General features: G+C 59.7%; 14 protein-coding genes. 9 read left to right on the forward strand and 5 right to left on the reverse strand.

Annotated elements, in window-relative coordinates; all coding sequences use genetic code 11:
- Positions 1-109: 109 nt before the first annotated feature.
- Positions 110-2,509: a penicillin acylase family protein gene (locus GVN17_RS05755; protein ID WP_166594253.1), complete on the reverse strand. Its 2,400-nt coding sequence runs from the start codon at positions 2,507-2,509 to the stop codon at positions 110-112.
- Between the two features lie 132 nt (positions 2,510-2,641).
- Here GVN17_RS05755 and GVN17_RS05760 point away from each other — a divergent pair, with 132 nt between their 5' ends.
- Positions 2,642-3,556: a ParB/Srx family N-terminal domain-containing protein gene (locus GVN17_RS05760; protein WP_166594254.1), complete on the forward strand. Its 915-nt coding sequence runs from the start codon at positions 2,642-2,644 to the stop codon at positions 3,554-3,556.
- Between the two features lie 52 nt (positions 3,557-3,608).
- Here GVN17_RS05760 and GVN17_RS05765 read toward each other — a convergent pair whose 3' ends face one another.
- Positions 3,609-4,196: a DUF6436 domain-containing protein gene (locus GVN17_RS05765; protein WP_166594255.1), complete on the reverse strand. Its 588-nt coding sequence runs from the start codon at positions 4,194-4,196 to the stop codon at positions 3,609-3,611.
- Between the two features lie 105 nt (positions 4,197-4,301).
- Between GVN17_RS05765 and GVN17_RS05770 the strand changes: the two genes are divergently transcribed.
- A complete protein-coding gene (locus GVN17_RS05770) occupies positions 4,302-5,243 on the forward strand; it encodes an alpha/beta hydrolase (RefSeq protein ID WP_166594256.1) in 942 nt (313 codons plus the stop codon).
- Between the two features lie 22 nt (positions 5,244-5,265).
- On the opposite strand, the gene GVN17_RS05775 is transcribed toward GVN17_RS05770, so the two are convergent.
- Complete coding sequence (locus GVN17_RS05775) at positions 5,266-6,006, reverse strand: DUF2059 domain-containing protein (RefSeq protein WP_166594257.1); 741 nt, start codon at positions 6,004-6,006, stop codon at positions 5,266-5,268.
- A 196-nt stretch (positions 6,007-6,202) separates the two neighbouring features.
- Between GVN17_RS05775 and GVN17_RS05780 the strand changes: the two genes are divergently transcribed.
- Positions 6,203-6,844 (forward strand): 2OG-Fe(II) oxygenase, encoded by a 642-nt coding sequence (locus GVN17_RS05780; protein ID WP_166594290.1) that lies wholly within the window; start codon positions 6,203-6,205, stop codon positions 6,842-6,844.
- Between the two features lie 280 nt (positions 6,845-7,124).
- Positions 7,125-7,505 (forward strand): DUF4399 domain-containing protein, encoded by a 381-nt coding sequence (locus GVN17_RS05785; protein WP_371928485.1) that lies wholly within the window; start codon positions 7,125-7,127, stop codon positions 7,503-7,505.
- Between the two features lie 183 nt (positions 7,506-7,688).
- Here GVN17_RS05785 and serA read toward each other — a convergent pair whose 3' ends face one another.
- Positions 7,689-8,918: a phosphoglycerate dehydrogenase gene (serA, locus tag GVN17_RS05790; protein ID WP_166594259.1), complete on the reverse strand. Its 1,230-nt coding sequence runs from the start codon at positions 8,916-8,918 to the stop codon at positions 7,689-7,691.
- A 200-nt stretch (positions 8,919-9,118) separates the two neighbouring features.
- Between serA and GVN17_RS05795 the strand changes: the two genes are divergently transcribed.
- The 4 genes from GVN17_RS05795 (at position 9,119) to GVN17_RS05810 (ending at position 13,420) form a co-directional block, all read left to right on the forward strand.
- A complete protein-coding gene (locus tag GVN17_RS05795; protein WP_166594260.1) occupies positions 9,119-10,513 on the forward strand; it encodes an FAD-binding oxidoreductase in 1,395 nt (464 codons plus the stop codon).
- 41 nt (positions 10,514-10,554) lie between these two features.
- Positions 10,555-11,220, forward strand: a complete 666-nt coding sequence (locus GVN17_RS05800) for a fumarylacetoacetate hydrolase family protein (protein WP_166594261.1) — start codon at positions 10,555-10,557, stop codon at positions 11,218-11,220.
- Positions 11,221-11,388: 168 nt separating this feature from the next.
- The gene (locus GVN17_RS05805; protein ID WP_166594262.1) at positions 11,389-12,306 is read left to right on the forward strand and encodes an SdiA-regulated domain-containing protein; all 918 of its coding nucleotides are present in this window, start codon (positions 11,389-11,391) and stop codon (positions 12,304-12,306) included.
- Between the two features lie 202 nt (positions 12,307-12,508).
- Positions 12,509-13,420: an SdiA-regulated domain-containing protein gene (locus GVN17_RS05810; protein ID WP_166594263.1), complete on the forward strand. Its 912-nt coding sequence runs from the start codon at positions 12,509-12,511 to the stop codon at positions 13,418-13,420.
- A 228-nt stretch (positions 13,421-13,648) separates the two neighbouring features.
- On the opposite strand, the gene rpiA is transcribed toward GVN17_RS05810, so the two are convergent.
- Positions 13,649-14,320: a ribose-5-phosphate isomerase RpiA gene (gene rpiA / locus GVN17_RS05815; RefSeq protein WP_166594264.1), complete on the reverse strand. Its 672-nt coding sequence runs from the start codon at positions 14,318-14,320 to the stop codon at positions 13,649-13,651.
- A gap of 146 nt (positions 14,321-14,466) precedes the next feature.
- Between rpiA and GVN17_RS05820 the strand changes: the two genes are divergently transcribed.
- Positions 14,467-14,673, forward strand: a 207-nt coding sequence (locus GVN17_RS05820) for a pyridoxal-phosphate dependent enzyme (RefSeq protein ID WP_166594265.1), incomplete at its 3' end; no start/stop codon positions are given.

A 14,673-nucleotide genomic window follows, 5' to 3' on the forward strand; every position in this document is an offset into this window, starting at 1 on the left:
GCGCAGCAGTCGTGAATCCTTACGCACTGGCCGTGTCAGGTACACTGCGTGCACAGGGTTTACGACGGGTTCCCCGCCGATCGCGGGACAAGCCACGCTCCTACGGTGATCAGCTTTTAGGCACCAACCTCAACGTCTCTTTGCTATTTCCTGCCACATCTCTCTCACTGAACCGCTCCGGCCTGTACTGGCCGTTGACGTAATCCTGCGCCTGATCCGCGTAGTGTTTGTCGAACAACACCCCGCTTTGTCCGACCGGGTTGATGCCTAGCGCATGCGCAGGGTCGGCGAAGTCGATCAGGCGGCGGGTCGATGGCCCATAGGTCACGGGCCATGGCGCGGGCGTGATGCTGGCCGACAGGTTGTTCGGCACCTCGTGGGTGCCCGGCGCGGCGAACTTGCCGACGTTGAACAGCCTGTCCAGCGGCGGCTGGCGTCCCAGCGGGTGTTCGTGGGTCAGGGTGTGCGCCTTGCCCCACGTCCACTCATCCGGATTCAGGCCGTACAGCGATTTCAGGTGAGAAACCGTGGCATGCCAGGCCACCTTCACGGTGTTGTCGCGGCTCTCCGGCTCGTTGGAGTTTCGATTGTTCCACCAAGGCGAGTTCGCATCGGGGGCCAGCCTTGGCAGCGCCAGGTCGATCACCCGCGTCGACAGTAAAGTTGCGAACATTCCGTCGCCCAATTCGTCGCGAAAGGTTTGATTGCTGAGGTCATAGACGAACTGATTGAACAGCGTGGCGCCCACTGAATCCACGGGATAATCGCCTTTCCAGGCCGCCAGGCGCTCGATCAAATCATGCTCTTCGGGATCGCTGATGACCCGACGCAACACGGGAACCAGTGGTGTGAGAATCTGCTGCGCGTAATCCGTCTTCGTGCCCAGTTGCAGCGCCTTGCTGTTGTCCAGGTTCCACTTCACCGAGGTGTCGCTCAGCTGTTTGTCCAGCTGACGGCCCCGTTCCGCGAGGTTGTAATAGCCCGGAATTTCCATGCCCGTTGGCGAGACGGGTTGAAAGTTGGCCGAGACGATATAGCCCCGAGCCGGGTTCTCTTCCTGGGGATTGGCGCTGAAGGGGTAGAAGCCGAGCTTGTCGGCCTGCTCGCCGCTGCCATCGAGGATAAAGGCCGGGTTCACGCCATTCGGGCGCACAGGCAACTGCGCCGCCGCCCACCAGCCGATGTCCCCTTTGGCATTGGCGTAAACCACATTCAAGCCGGGCGACTGAATCTTTTCGGCAGCGCCGCGCATCTTGTTCAGCGTGTCGGCGCGATTGGCTTCATAGAAGCCTTGCAAGATCGGGTTTTCGGATTCCAGGAAAGACCACCACATGGCGACCGGCGTGTCGGCATGGTCCTGGATGCCGCTGGCGCTCAGCACGTCATTGACGATCGGGCCATGGGGCGATTGGCGCTGCGTGAAGGTGATCGGCGACTCGCCTTTGACCTTGATCTGTTCGGGGCGCGAGGTCATGTCTGCCCAGGCGCCGTGATACCAGACCTGATCGGGATTCTCCGGGTTCACCTTTTCCGCGATCAGGTCAACGTCGTCGTTCTGGAACATGGTCAGGCTCCAGCCGAAATCCATGTTGTGGCCCAGCAGAGCAAACGGGTTGAGCGCCTGAAAATGCCCGTAGAGCTCAAGACCCGGCGCCGACAGCTGCGCTTCATACCAGACCGCAGGCACCGAGAACCGGATGTGCGGATCGCCCGCCAGCAAGGGTTTGCCGCTTTGGGTGCGACTGCCGGACACCGCCCATGCGTTACTGCCCTCGAACTGCGGCAGGCCTGCGTCCTCCAGCGCCTTCGCGCTCAGTTGCGCCAGATCGCTCAGGCCTTTCCAGTCCTTGCTGCTCAACGTCGGGGAGGGGTGCAAGGCGCCTTGAGGTTGCCAGTCCAGATCAAAGACTTTCAGATAATCCGGCCCCAGTTGATCGCGCACGTACGTCAGCAACGGCTCGGTGCGAAAGGCAGCGGCAAAACTGTAGGCCAGGTAACCGCCGATGCTCAGGGTGTCTTCAGCGGTGAACGGCCGCTTCTCGATGCCCAGCACGTCGAACTCGATGGGTTTGGGGTGGGTCGCCTGAAACTGGTTCACGCCGTCGAGGTAGGCTTGCAAGGCTTTCCAGGCGGGGGTGTTCTTGTCCTGCCGAGCAACGTAGGCGTCAGCGTGGTCGCGGATTCGCAGGCTGCGAAACAGTTTGTCGGTGTTCACCAGCTTGGGGCCAAGCACTTCGGCGAGCTCGCCACGGGCCAGCCGACGCAGGATTTCCATCTGGAACAGCCGGTCTTGCGCGTGGACGTATCCCAGCGTGCGATACAGATCGTCCTGATTTTCGGCCTTGATGTGCGGCACGCCGCGCTCGTCGTAGCGCACGCTGACCGGCGCATGAAGCTGCGCCAGAGCCACCTCGCCATCGCGCACAGGCTGCTTGCTGTGGACATACCAGATTCCACCGCCTGTGATCAGAACGATCACGATGGCGATCACGGAAAGGCTGCGTTTCATCCGAAGGCTCGAAAAAACAGAGAGAAGCGGGGAAGGCTACAGATTTGTCGCGGGGCTGTGTAGCGGTGTTGCAACGGAGCGAGGGCGCCGGATGGAGTAAGCTCCTCCCCAACTCAGCAAGAGCCTTGAACCATGCGAATTCAAACCTGCGCGCTGACACTGTTGCTCGCCCTGGCCTGCGCCCCTGTCTTCGCTTTCAGCGGCCCGAAACCCGGAGACGTCGTTGAGGTCAGCCTCGATCAACTGCACCCGACCCAAGCGGTGATCGGATTCGATCAGGTGTATTACCAGCTCGAACGTTTCGCCAAGGATCGCCAAAAGCTGTTCGACGAAATCTGCGAAAGCAACGGTCAGCACGAGGCCAAGGCGATCAACGCAAGCGCTGACCCGCTGAACCCCGAGAGCTATACCTGCAAAGACGAGCCCAACGCCCACCCTTCGAACATGAAAACCGTGGTGGTCGGCCCCGACGGGCGTTTTTATCTCACGGACGGTCACCACACGTTCAGCACACTGTGGGAGCAGCCTGGCGCGGGGCCGCAGATGAAGATGAAGGTGCGCATCACCGATGTGTTCAGCGACAGCCCTGACATGGCCGCTTTTTGGACGCGCATGCAGAAAGCGCACAAGGTTTGGCTCAAGGACGGCAACGGCCAGTCGATTTCCCCTGATCAACTGCCAGAACACCTCGGGTTGCAAGCGATGCACAACGACGTCCTGCGCAGCCTCGTCTATTTCGTGCGCGGCGCGGCGTACGACAAACCCAAGTCAGGCGGCGTCTCATCGGAGTTTCTGGAGTTTTATTGGGCAGACTGGCTGCGCCATCGTCTGGTCCTGGCGGATTACAACCTTAGTGAACGCAGCGGCTACCATCGAGCGTTGCAGGCGGCGAGCGAGTTAATGGTCAAGCCGCCCTTGAGCAAACCGATTGGCGAGGGCATGACAGCCAAGCAGTTGGGCGGCTTCAAGTCGGTCAAACGCAAGGTGCTGACCAAAACCGCGGATGAAAAGCTGCCGTACGTGATCGATTACAAGGCTGGTCACTGATTTCAGAGCGGATGCATGACCACTGTGGGATCAATGTGCGGCTAAAGCAGGTTCAGTCAGAAGACGCCCAAGGGCAATAACACCCCACCGCCATGGTGTGCATGGCATTCACCGGTCGATCTGCCTTGAGCGCCTGAAGGATCGGCTCGATGAAACTGTTCTGCGCATTGCAGACCAGCCCTTCGCTGTACGGCCCGAAATACGCAAGGTTGCCCTGCCGGTCCCAAATCGCCACAGCCGGACTGGACGTGATTCGTTCAGCCCCCGGCAAATCATTCAAAGGTTTGATCGCGCTCAGCGTCGAGGGCAAGGTTCCGTGGGTACCTGGCTTCTGCACGGCATAGAAATCCACGCCGCCTTCGCCGGAGAAGCGCTCGACCAATTCGCTCAGATGTTCTTGATTACCCACGTTGCAGGGGCAGGCCGGGTCCCAGAAATGCACGACCCGAATACGCCCCGGCCCTGCAATCGCCGCAGGCAGGCTAAGCTTGTCTCCTGCGAACAGTGCCGTTTGATCACTGAACGCTCGGACGTATCGACCCTCAAACCAGCTGTAGCCCAGCCACAAGGCTGCCACACAGCCCAAGGCGATCAGCGCGAGGAACAGCGTGCGGCGACGAACGAGCGGATGAGCAGTCATGAGGTGGCTTCGATGTGGGTGACGTAGCTTGCCACGCCTGTGAGGACGGAAGAAACTCGCAGGCATGCGTCACTGTGAATTCCTATTGCCTGATGTGGATTGCCGATGCCCAACACGTTCGACCCCGATCACCTGCGCGCTGGCCTGCAACCGTTGAGCGCAAAGCTGGCGCTCACGGAAGAGGAGCTTGCCTACCAGCGCTTCTACAGCCTGGTAGGGCTGGGGCGTGACGGCTTGGTCAACAGCCGTCTCGGACGTTTCGAGATCGGCGGTTACGAGATCGTCACCCAGCTCTGGACCCCCGAGTCTCCCGTGGCAACGCTGGTGCTGGTGCACGGTTTCTACGACCACATGGGCCTGTATCGACACGTTATTGAATGGGCGCTGGAGCTTGGCTTTGCGGTGATTTCCTGCGATTTGCCGGGCCATGGGTTGTCCAGTGGGACACGGGCAAGCATTACCGATTTTTCGGAATATCAGGTGGTGCTCGACCGGTTGTTCGTCGAGGCTGAAATCCTGCAACTGCCCAAGCCGTGGCACCTGTGCGGACAGAGTACGGGCGGGGCCATCGTCATCGACCATTTGCTCAATCATGGCGACGACAGCCCGATTCAGGGGCAGTCGATTCTGCTGGCGCCGCTGGTGCGTCCTCGCGGCTGGACCTGGTCCAAGGTCAGCTATTACCTGCTGCGGGCGTTCGTCAAAGGCATCGACCGGCGTTTCAGCGAGAACTCCAATGCCCCTGCATTTTTGCCCTTTCTGATGGCCGATCCCTTGCAGCCTCGACGCTTGCCAACAGTATGGGTGGGAGCATTGGCCAAGTGGATCGAACGCATCGAAAACGCCCCCCGCAGCAACCGCAGCCCATTGATCGTTCAGGGCGAGTCCGACATGACCGTGGACTGGAGCCACAACCTAGCGGTGCTCAACGACAAGTTCGACCACCCGCAAATCTTCATGCTGCACGAAGCACGACACCACCTGGCCAATGAGCTGCCGGAATTGAGAGCACAGTTTTTCGGGTTTTTGACGCAGCGGATGGAGTGAGGAAGAGGGCCGCGACCCGCGGTCAATTCACGTTTTGCCCAACCGCCAACCCTGCACGAATCGCCGCCAGCGCTGCCTGGTAGTAAGCCTTGCCCTCGTTCGATTCCGCGAAGGTCGAGAACTCGTCCAGTTCATCGTCAGACAGGTCGCGGTACACGTACAGCAGGGTGTTGCTCATGTCGTTGGCGATTTGCGCCATGAGCCGCTGGCGTTGGCCTTCGAGCATGCCTTGTGTCGAGCCGCCGCCCATCAAGCCCGGAATCATCGAACTCAGGCTATCAGCGGCCACGCCCGCAATCGCCAGACTCACTTCCGCGCCCGCTTCCTTGGCGGGGAGGGCGCTGGACAAGTGGCCGATGATCAGCATGCGGTTATCGCTGGCCTGCATCTTCGGCAGGCCCTGAGCGTTCTTGGCGAGTTGATCAGGGCGGGTGGCGGTCAACTCGGCGTTGACGATCTTGCGACCCAACGGCGACTGAAAAAACTGCAACGCGGGGTTCGGGTCCTGCAAGGTCTGGCGCAGTTTCTGCTCGGCACGCTGGTCCATGGCCTGTGGCGCGAACCGTTGGTTGCTATTGCTGACAAGGGCGTCGTACACCGCAGGCGGCAGGCTGTTTTTGTAGCGCTGTTGTGCGGCTTTCAGGGCGTCGCTGAAATGCGCGCGCTGTTCCGGCCAGCCGGCGACCTTGTACAGCTGGTCGTGGCCGTCTGCCCAAACGGGCATGGTGCTGAACATCAACAGCAGGAAAAACAGACGGCGCATTAGAGACTCCTGTCGGCAGGCCGCTATTCTCGGCGGGGCGGCGGGGATTTGTCGAGTTAACAAGTTGCCAGACCCCAAGAAAATCCGTGGGTTCGGCGATCTTTCGGATAAAGCGGATGCAGGTTTTTACCGCCCTGAAAATATTCTGTGGCTGGCAGACCGCGGGCTCTGTTGGATTGTTCGGCGTGTGGATACTATGCGCGGCATGCACATATCCCCTGATGATCCCCTGCTGATGAAAATCGTCGATGACCTGGCCGAACATGGCTGGTCGCAGCAGGACGTCTTTTTGCCCGAAGCGCTGACCCGCGAGCTGGCGCTTGAGTGCCGCAAACGCGCGGCCGAAGGCGAGCTGGCTCCGGCGGCGGTGGGGCGTGGTCCTGCACAGGAGGTTCGAGAGGGGATTCGCGGCGATCACATTCAGTGGCTGGAAGCGGGGCAGGCCGAACCGTGCGACCGGTATCTGGAAGTGATGGATCAGTTGCGCCTGGCGCTCAATCGCGGTTTGTTCCTGGGGCTGGAGGATTTCGAGAGCCATTTCGCTTTTTACCCGCCGGGCGCGTTTTATCGCAGGCACGTCGACCGCTTTCGGGACGACGACAAGCGCATGGTCTCGGCGGTGATTTACCTGAACGACCCTTCCTGGCAGCCCGAAGATGGCGGCCAGCTGCGCATGTTCTTGAAGGATGGCAACGAGCGGGATGTCCAGCCTGCGGGCGGCTCGTTGGTGTTGTTTCTGTCAGGCGACATGCCCCACGAAGTCCTGCCCGCCCGGCGTGATCGACTGTCGCTGACCGGCTGGTTCCGGCGCCGGGGCAATGAGCCTTTTGAGCTGTAGGGCGTCCTGCTCAGTGATGGATAAACACGCTCCTACAGGGGGCGTGCTGCATGCTTGTCCAAAATGAAATCTTCTACACACAGCCACTCTCCCCGCGCCCTCTGCCGCTGTTCGGACTAAGGTAAACGCCGTGCCAGAGCGTTTGTCCGCAGACCTTGAACCGAGTCCCGGCTGACAGGTCCGACGTTGAGCGCTTTATAAAAAGTAGAAACGGGAGAGCTTCATGAAAACCTTATTCGCAAGAACTGCCCTCGCAGGCCTGCTGCTGGGCTCGACATTCATGGTTCAGGCGGCCGACGTGCCACGCACTCCTTCGCCGGCCGGGGCTGAGGTTTACATCATCTCGCCCAAGGACGGCGCCGTGGTCAACGGTACGTTCAAAGTCCAGTTTGGTCTGAAGGGCATGGGCGTAGCGCCAGCGGGCGTTGACGTACCGGAGACCGGGCACCATCACCTGCTGATCGACGTGAAAGACCAGCCCGACATGAATGCGCCGCTGCCGACCACCGACAACATCCGCCACTTCGGCAAAGGCCAGACCGAAACCGAACTGAACCTCACGCCGGGTCAGCACACCTTGCAATTGTTGGTCGGTGACAAAAACCACGTGCCGGTCAGTCCGGTGGTTGAGTCGCAGAAGATCACGATTACTGTGAAATAACCCCGTACCCCTGTAGGAGTGCGCTTGCTCGCGAAAGCGTTCTGTCATCCCCATTAATGTTGCCTGACATACCGCTATCGCGAGCAAGCTCACTCCTACCTGTCAGTGGTGCCTCTACAGGTCCGATTGGCAGGCACAAAAAAGGAGACCCGAAGGTCTCCTTTTTTCATTCCGGCGCGACGCTTAGAACAATACGCGGCTGCGGATGGTGCCTTTGACGTGTTGCAGCTTCTCTTGTGCCAGGTCCGAGTACTCGGCGTCGACGTCGATGACCACGTAACCGACTTTCTCGTTGGTCTGCAGGAACTGACCGGAGATGTTGATGCCGTTTTCCGCGAACACCTTGTTGATCTCCATGAGCACACCCGGAATGTTTTCGTGGATGTGCAGCAGGCGGTGCTTGCCAGGGTGAGCCGGCAGGGCCACTTCGGGGAAGTTGACCGAGGACACCGACGTACCATTGTCGCTGTACTTGACCAGCTTCTCGGCCACTTCCAGACCAATGTTGGCCTGGGCTTCGGCGGTCGAGCCACCGATGTGCGGGGTCAGGATCACGTTGTCCAGGCCACGCAGCGGGCTTTCGAAGATGTCGTCGTTGGAGCGTGGCTCGACCGGGAACACGTCGATGGCGGCGCCGATCAGGTGCTGATCCTTGATCGCACTGGCCAGCGCGTCGAGATCGACCACGGTGCCACGCGCAGCGTTGATCAGGATCGCGCCTTTCTTCATGGCGCGGATTTCTTTCTCGCCAATCATCATCTGAGTCGATGGCAGCTCAGGCACGTGCAGCGACACGATGTCCGCCAGGCCCAGCAGCTCGGTCAGGCTGGCCACCTGATTCGCGTTGCCCAGTGGCAGCTTGGTCAGTGGGTCGTAGAAGAACACCTGCATGCCCAGGCTTTCGGCCAGAACCGACAGCTGAGTACCGATCGAGCCATAGCCGATGATGCCCAGTTTCTTGCCACGGATTTCGAACGAGTTCGCCGCGCTCTTGATCCAGCCACCGCGATGGCAGGACGCGTTTTTCTCAGGGATGCCGCGCAGCAACAGGATCGCCTCGGCCAACACCAACTCGGCCACGGAACGGGTGTTGGAGTACGGGGCGTTGAACACGGCGATACCGCGCTCGCGGGCCGCGTCGAGGTCAACCTGGTTGGTGCCGATGCAGAAGCAGCCCACGGCGACCAGTTTCTTGGCGCTGTCGAAGAGTTCTTCGGTCAGTTGGGTGCGGGAGCGAATACCGATGAAGTGAGCGTCGGCAATCTTTTCCTTCAGCTCGGCTTCCGGCAGCGACTTGGTGTGGTATTCGATGCTGGTGTAACCGGCGGCCTTGAGGACGTCGACTGCGGATTGGTGGACGCCTTCGAGAAGAAGGAACTTGATCTTGCTCTTGTCGAGGGAAGTCTTGCTCATCTGCGTAAACCTGTGTCCCGGAGAAAATGGCAGGGAATTGGACAGCGCAAGCTGGCCTCACGGCGCAACGGCGCCTTCGCAGGTCGGCCTCAGGCACGTCTCTGCGGGGGCGGTATGCTAGCATATGTGCCCCGCTAAATACCCGTTCCTGCGACGTGAGCCGTTCTCAGGATCACCATGAATCGTTCGAGAGTTCCTTGATGACACAGTCTGCGTTGATAGAAGAACTTAAGTCCCTGGTCGAGCCCGGAAAAGTGCTCACCGATGCCGATTCTCTCGAAGCCTATGGCAAGGACTGGACCCGGCAATTCGCCCCGGCGCCCAGCGCCATCGTGTTCCCCAAGACCACCGAACAGGTCCAGGCCATCGTCCGTTGGGCCAACGCGCACAGGTTTGCGCTGGTGCCGTCGGGTGGTCGTACCGGGTTGTCGGCCGCTGCCGTGGCAATGAACGGCGAGGTGGTCGTTTCCTTCGACTACATGAATCAGATTCTCGAATTCAATGCCACCGACCGCACCGTGCGTTGCCAGTCGGGCCTGGTCACCAAGCAATTGCAGAACTTCGCCGAAGAGAACGGCCTTTATTACCCGGTGGATTTCGCGTCGTCCGGTTCCAGCCAGATCGGCGGCAACATCAACACCAACGCCGGCGGGATCAAGGTCATCCGTTACGGCATGACCCGCAACTGGGTCGCGGGCCTGAAAGTCGTGACGGGCAAGGGCGACATCCTTGAACTGAACAAAGACTTGCTCAAGAACGCCACCGGCTACGACTTGCGTCAGCTGTTCATCGGCTCGGAAGGTACGCTGGGTTTTGTCGTCGAAGCGACGATGCGCCTGGACCGCGAGCCAAAGAACCTGACCTGCATGGTGCTCGGCACGCCGGATTTCGATTCGATCATGCCCGTGCTGCACGCCTTCCACGGCAAGCTGGACCTGACTGCGTTCGAGTTCTTTTCCGACAAGGGCCTGGCCCACATTCTCGCCCGGGGCGATGTGCCTGAGCCGTTCGAAACCAAAACGCCGTTCTACGCCTTGCTGGAATTCGAAGCGAGCAACGAAGAAATCGCCAATCAGGCGTTGGCGACCTTTGAATATTGTGTGGAGCAGGGCTGGGTCATCGACGGCGTGATGAGTCAGAGCAAGCAGCAGCTGCAAAATCTGTGGAAATTGCGCGAATACCTGTCGGAAACCATCTCCCATTACACGCCGTACAAGAACGACATCTCGGTCACTGTCTCGAAGGTGCCGGCGTTCCTGAATGAAATCGACGCCATCGTCAGCACGCACTACCCTGATTTCGAGGTCGTCTGGTACGGCCACATCGGCGACGGCAATTTGCACCTGAACATCCTCAAGCCGGGCGATCTGCCCAAAGAGGAGTTCTTCGCCCGGTGCGCGACGGTGAATAAGAAGGTGTTCGAGACCGTCGAGAAGTACAACGGCTCGATCTCGGCCGAGCACGGGGTCGGGTTGGTCAAGCGCGATTACCTTGAATACAGCCGCTCGCCCGTGGAAATCGAGTACATGAAAGCGGTGAAAGCCGTGTTCGACCCGAACGGCATCATGAACCCTGGCAAAATCTTCGCGCAGTAAGCGACGATTGACTGAATAGACGCTGTATTAAAGGAACGCTCATGAGCTATCAGCACAAATACCTCGACGGCACCAAGGTTCACTTCCCGCTGGGCAAAGTGGTATGCATCGGCCGCAACTACGCCGAACACGCCAAGGAACTGGATAACCCGGTGCCGACTGAGCCGCTGCTGTTCATCAAACCAGGCAGCTGCGTGGTCGAGATCGAAGGCGGTTTCAGCATCCCTCAGGATCGGGGTTCGGTGCATTACGAAGCCGAAATCGTGGTCTTGATCGGCAAGCCGCTGAGCAAGAACCCGAGCCGCGAAGAAGTGCTGGATGCCATTTCCGGTTTTGCACCGGGGCTGGACCTGACCCTGCGTGACGTGCAGTTCAAGCTGAAAGAAAAAGGCCTGCCGTGGGAAATCGCCAAGTCGTTCGACGGCGCGGCGGTGATCGCCCCATTCGTCTCGGCAGACGTCTACCCTGACCTCGCCGACATCGCCATCCGCCTGACCGTTAACGGCGAAGTGCGACAGGACGGCAACAGCAGCCAGATGCTCAACCCCATCGTGCCGATGATTCAGCACATGGCGTCGCAGTTCTCGCTGCAAGCGGGCGACCTGATCATGACCGGCACGCCAGCCGGTGTCGGGCCGTTCAACGTGGGCGATCAGATCGTCCTCGAACTGCCGGGTCAGAGCCGTTTCGAAAGCGACGTGCGCTGATACCCGACAGGCTCGGCCAACAGGCCGCTTGTGACCCCGCAAGCGGCCTTTTTTATAGGCGCGGGAAATGTCCAGATTGCCGTTTTTTTCACAGCCTATCTGGATAATCCTCCGCCGACCGCAGCGTCACATCGCTGTGCCCATGGATTTTTCTTCAGGATCGTTTCAATGGCTGTTACTGATCAATCGCTGAGCACTCCCGCGCGTCGACGTTTCTCCTGGTTCTGGTTGCTGATCGCCCTGGTGGCGATTCTGGTGGGGCTGTCCTACGCCTGGCACTGGGATGATCGCGGCCTGCTGTGGCTGCGCGAACAGACCGCTTCCGCCGCTGAGCAAAATGCGAGCATCTGGCTGCCTGACTATCACGCTGTCATCGATGGCAAACCCTTGGCAGGGCTGGAAAAGGACGAGGCGTCTGATCTTTCCTATGACGCGTCCAGCAAAACCTTGTACTCGGTCATGGGCAAAAACGCCTTTCTGGCCGAGCTGAGCCTGACCGGGGATGTGCTGCGAAAGATTCCACTGGTGGGCTGGAGCAACCCCGAAGGCGTGGCTGTGCTGGGCAAAGGCCTGATCGCGATTGTCGACGAGCGCCAGCATCTGATGACCATGGTCACGGTGACGCCGGAGACCAAGACCCTGAACATCGCAGACTTCCCTAAATACGACCTGGGGCCTTCAGCCGATCAGAACAAGGCGTTCGAAGGGGTGGCCTGGGACCCGCGTAACCAGCAGATCATGCTCGGCGAAGAGCGCCCGCCTGCTTTGTTCAGCTGGAAATCCGACGGCAGTGCTGTGTTGAAGGGCGACAAGCAGAAGCGCGAGAACGACAACTTGATCGTCCGCAACCTGTCGGCGCTGTACGCCGATCAGAAAACCGGGCACCTGCTGGTGCTGTCTGCCGAGTCCCACTTGCTGTTGGAGCTGGACGAGAAGGGCAACAAGGTCAGCTTCATGGCGCTGGTGAGAGGCCTCAACGGCCTGGCCCACACCATCCCTCGCGCCGAGGGTGTTGCGATGGACGAAAACGGCACGATTTACATGGTCAGCGAACCGAACCTGTTTTATTCCTTCAAAAAGCAGTAGTCAGACAGGTGCGGCACACATCTGTAGGAGCGAATTCATTCGCGAAAGGCCGGTACATCCGACCTATCTCGATCGGATACACCGGCCAATCGCGAATAGATTCGCTCCTACAGGCCATCAAACCGTCAAGGCGTCCGTTTTTCAGTCTGGTTTCAGGCTACCGTGATATTAAAGCGGCCCCGTCTGAATCCGAGCGTCATCCATGCGTCGTCTGTCCCCTCTCAAAACCGTCCTGTTGACGTTGCTGGTCGTTATGGCGCTGGCGATCACCTGGCGCGCTGTTGGCGAGTACCGGGTCATCGAGCGAATTGGGTTCAACTGGCAGGTCTTCTGGCAGTCAAGCGATGCGCAAGCGCTGGGGTTGGACGATTACGAAGTGGTGATTGAGGCACGAGCGATTGAAGGGCTGGCGGATAACGTTTCGGCCCTGAGCTTCGATCCTGATCGCAAAACCCTGTTCACCGTCACCAACAAAGACCCTGAACTGGTAGAGCTAAGCCTGGAAGGCCACATCCTCAGGCGAATTCCGCTGACGGGTTTTGGCGATGCCGAGGCGGTGGAGTACATCAGCCCCGGCATCTACGTCATCAGCGATGAATACCAACAGCGTCTGATCAAGGTCCACGTGGACGACGACACCCTGTTTCTCGATTCTGCCGACGCCGAGCAACTGACGTTGGGTATGGGTGCCGGGGGCAACAGCGGTTTCGAAGGGCTGGCTTATGACAACAGGGGCAAGCGCCTGTTTGTCGCCAAGGAGCGCAAGCCGGTGCAGATCCTCGAAGTGCGCGGTTTTCCCAACCTTGATGCGAGCGCGCCAAGCCCCTTGGAAGTGACCTCTAGCACACGCCGGGACGCGGGGCTGTTTGTCCGTGACCTCTCCAGCCTGCAATTTGATGAGCGTAGCGGCCACTTGTTGGCGCTCTCCGATGAGTCGCGGCAGATTCTGGAGCTGGATACCGAAGGCCGGCCGGTGGGCAATGTCTCGTTGAGCAAAGGCAGCATGGGCCTGAGCAAGAGCGTGCCGCAGGCGGAGGGGATCGCGATGGGGGATGACGAGACGCTGTATCTGGTGAGCGAGCCGAATCTGTTTTATGTGTTCAAAAAGTCGTGATCCAACAGGTGCCCAGTCACGCTGTTAAGCCTGTGAGAGCGAATTCGCGTCAGGCTCACACTTCGCGATGCAGACGAACTCCTGTGGGAGCGAATTTATTCGCGAATGGCGCGTAGCCGACACATGTCTATCGGTTGTACCGCTGTCTCGTCGGATTGCCGCCCAGAATAAATTCGCTCCCACAGGTTCGGCGTTTCAACCCGACCGGTGGTTACGAATGAAGCGTGATTACCGGGTCAGGGTTTTCACGCCTTCCTGAGTGCCCAACAGCAGCAAGTCTGCCGAACGCGCCGCGAACAGGCCGTTGGTGACCACGCCAACGATGGCGTTGATCTGTGCTTCCAATTCCTCCGGATTGGTGATGTTCATGTTATGCACGTCGAGAATGATGTTGCCGTTGTCGGTCAACACGCCTTCGCGATACACCGGGTCGCCGCCCAGTTTCACCAATTGGCGCGCAACGTGACTACGGGCCATCGGGATGACTTCCACAGGCAGCGGGAACGCGCCCAGCACCGGCACCAGCTTGCTGCCGTCGGCGATGCAAATGAAGGTTTTCGCCACGGCCGCCACGATCTTCTCGCGGGTCAGGGCTGCGCCGCCGCCTTTGATCAGGTTCAAGTGCTCGTCGCTTTCATCGGCGCCGTCGATGTAAAACTCCAGATCGCTGACCGTGTTCAGCTCATACACCGGGATGCCGTGGCCTTTCAGGCGTGCAGCGGTGGCTTCGGAGCTGGCGACCGCGCCGTCGAACGCGCCTTTGTGCTGCGCCAGCGCGTCGATGAAGCAGTTGGCGGTGGAGCCAGTGCCGACGCCCACGATGCTTTTGTCGTCGAGTTTCGGAAGGATGAAGTCGACGGCGGCCTGTGCAACGGCCTGTTTGAGTTGATCCTGGGTCATGCGGGGCTCCACGGGGGCCAAAGGACACAAAAAGGGCGGGCATTATAGCGACATGCTGTCGGTAAAGCCTGACTCTTGGTGTGGTCGTGCGTCGGGTCGCGGGGTAGACTTCCGGCTCTTGCCCCTTTCGCCAGTGATGCTTTCCGATGCTCGAACAGTACGTGAAGAAAATCCTCACCTCCCGCGTCTACGACGTCGCCATCGAAACCCCGCTACACGGCGCTCGACAGCTGTCCGAACGGCTCGGCAACACGGTCTTGCTCAAGCGCGAAGACCTGCAACCGGTGTTCTCCTTCAAGATTCGCGGCGCCTACAACAAGCTGGCGCAGCTGAGCGCGGAAGAACTGGCGCGG

Source organism: Pseudomonas sp. SLFW (assembly GCF_009905615.1).
Taxonomy (GTDB): Bacteria; Pseudomonadota; Gammaproteobacteria; order Pseudomonadales; family Pseudomonadaceae; genus Aquipseudomonas; species Aquipseudomonas bambusae.

Coding starts and splice junctions, on each gene's coding strand:
- GVN17_RS05775 (WP_166594257.1), bottom strand. CDS start 6,006: ATGCGCCGTCTGTTTTTCCTGCTGTTGATGTTCAGCACCATGCCCGTT.
- serA (WP_166594259.1), bottom strand. CDS start 8,918: ATGAGCAAGACTTCCCTCGACAAGAGCAAGATCAAGTTCCTTCTTCTC.
- rpiA (WP_166594264.1), bottom strand. CDS start 14,320: ATGACCCAGGATCAACTCAAACAGGCCGTTGCACAGGCCGCCGTCGAC.
- GVN17_RS05805 (WP_166594262.1), top strand. CDS start 11,389: ATGGCTGTTACTGATCAATCGCTGAGCACTCCCGCGCGTCGACGTTTC.
- GVN17_RS05755 (WP_166594253.1), bottom strand. CDS start 2,509: ATGAAACGCAGCCTTTCCGTGATCGCCATCGTGATCGTTCTGATCACA.
- GVN17_RS05770 (WP_166594256.1), top strand. CDS start 4,302: ATGCCCAACACGTTCGACCCCGATCACCTGCGCGCTGGCCTGCAACCG.
- GVN17_RS05810 (WP_166594263.1), top strand. CDS start 12,509: ATGCGTCGTCTGTCCCCTCTCAAAACCGTCCTGTTGACGTTGCTGGTC.
- GVN17_RS05760 (WP_166594254.1), top strand. CDS start 2,642: ATGCGAATTCAAACCTGCGCGCTGACACTGTTGCTCGCCCTGGCCTGC.
- GVN17_RS05800 (WP_166594261.1), top strand. CDS start 10,555: ATGAGCTATCAGCACAAATACCTCGACGGCACCAAGGTTCACTTCCCG.
- GVN17_RS05795 (WP_166594260.1), top strand. CDS start 9,119: ATGACACAGTCTGCGTTGATAGAAGAACTTAAGTCCCTGGTCGAGCCC.
- GVN17_RS05780 (WP_166594290.1), top strand. CDS start 6,203: ATGCGCGGCATGCACATATCCCCTGATGATCCCCTGCTGATGAAAATC.
- GVN17_RS05785 (WP_371928485.1), top strand. CDS start 7,125: ATGGTTCAGGCGGCCGACGTGCCACGCACTCCTTCGCCGGCCGGGGCT.
- GVN17_RS05765 (WP_166594255.1), bottom strand. CDS start 4,196: ATGACTGCTCATCCGCTCGTTCGTCGCCGCACGCTGTTCCTCGCGCTG.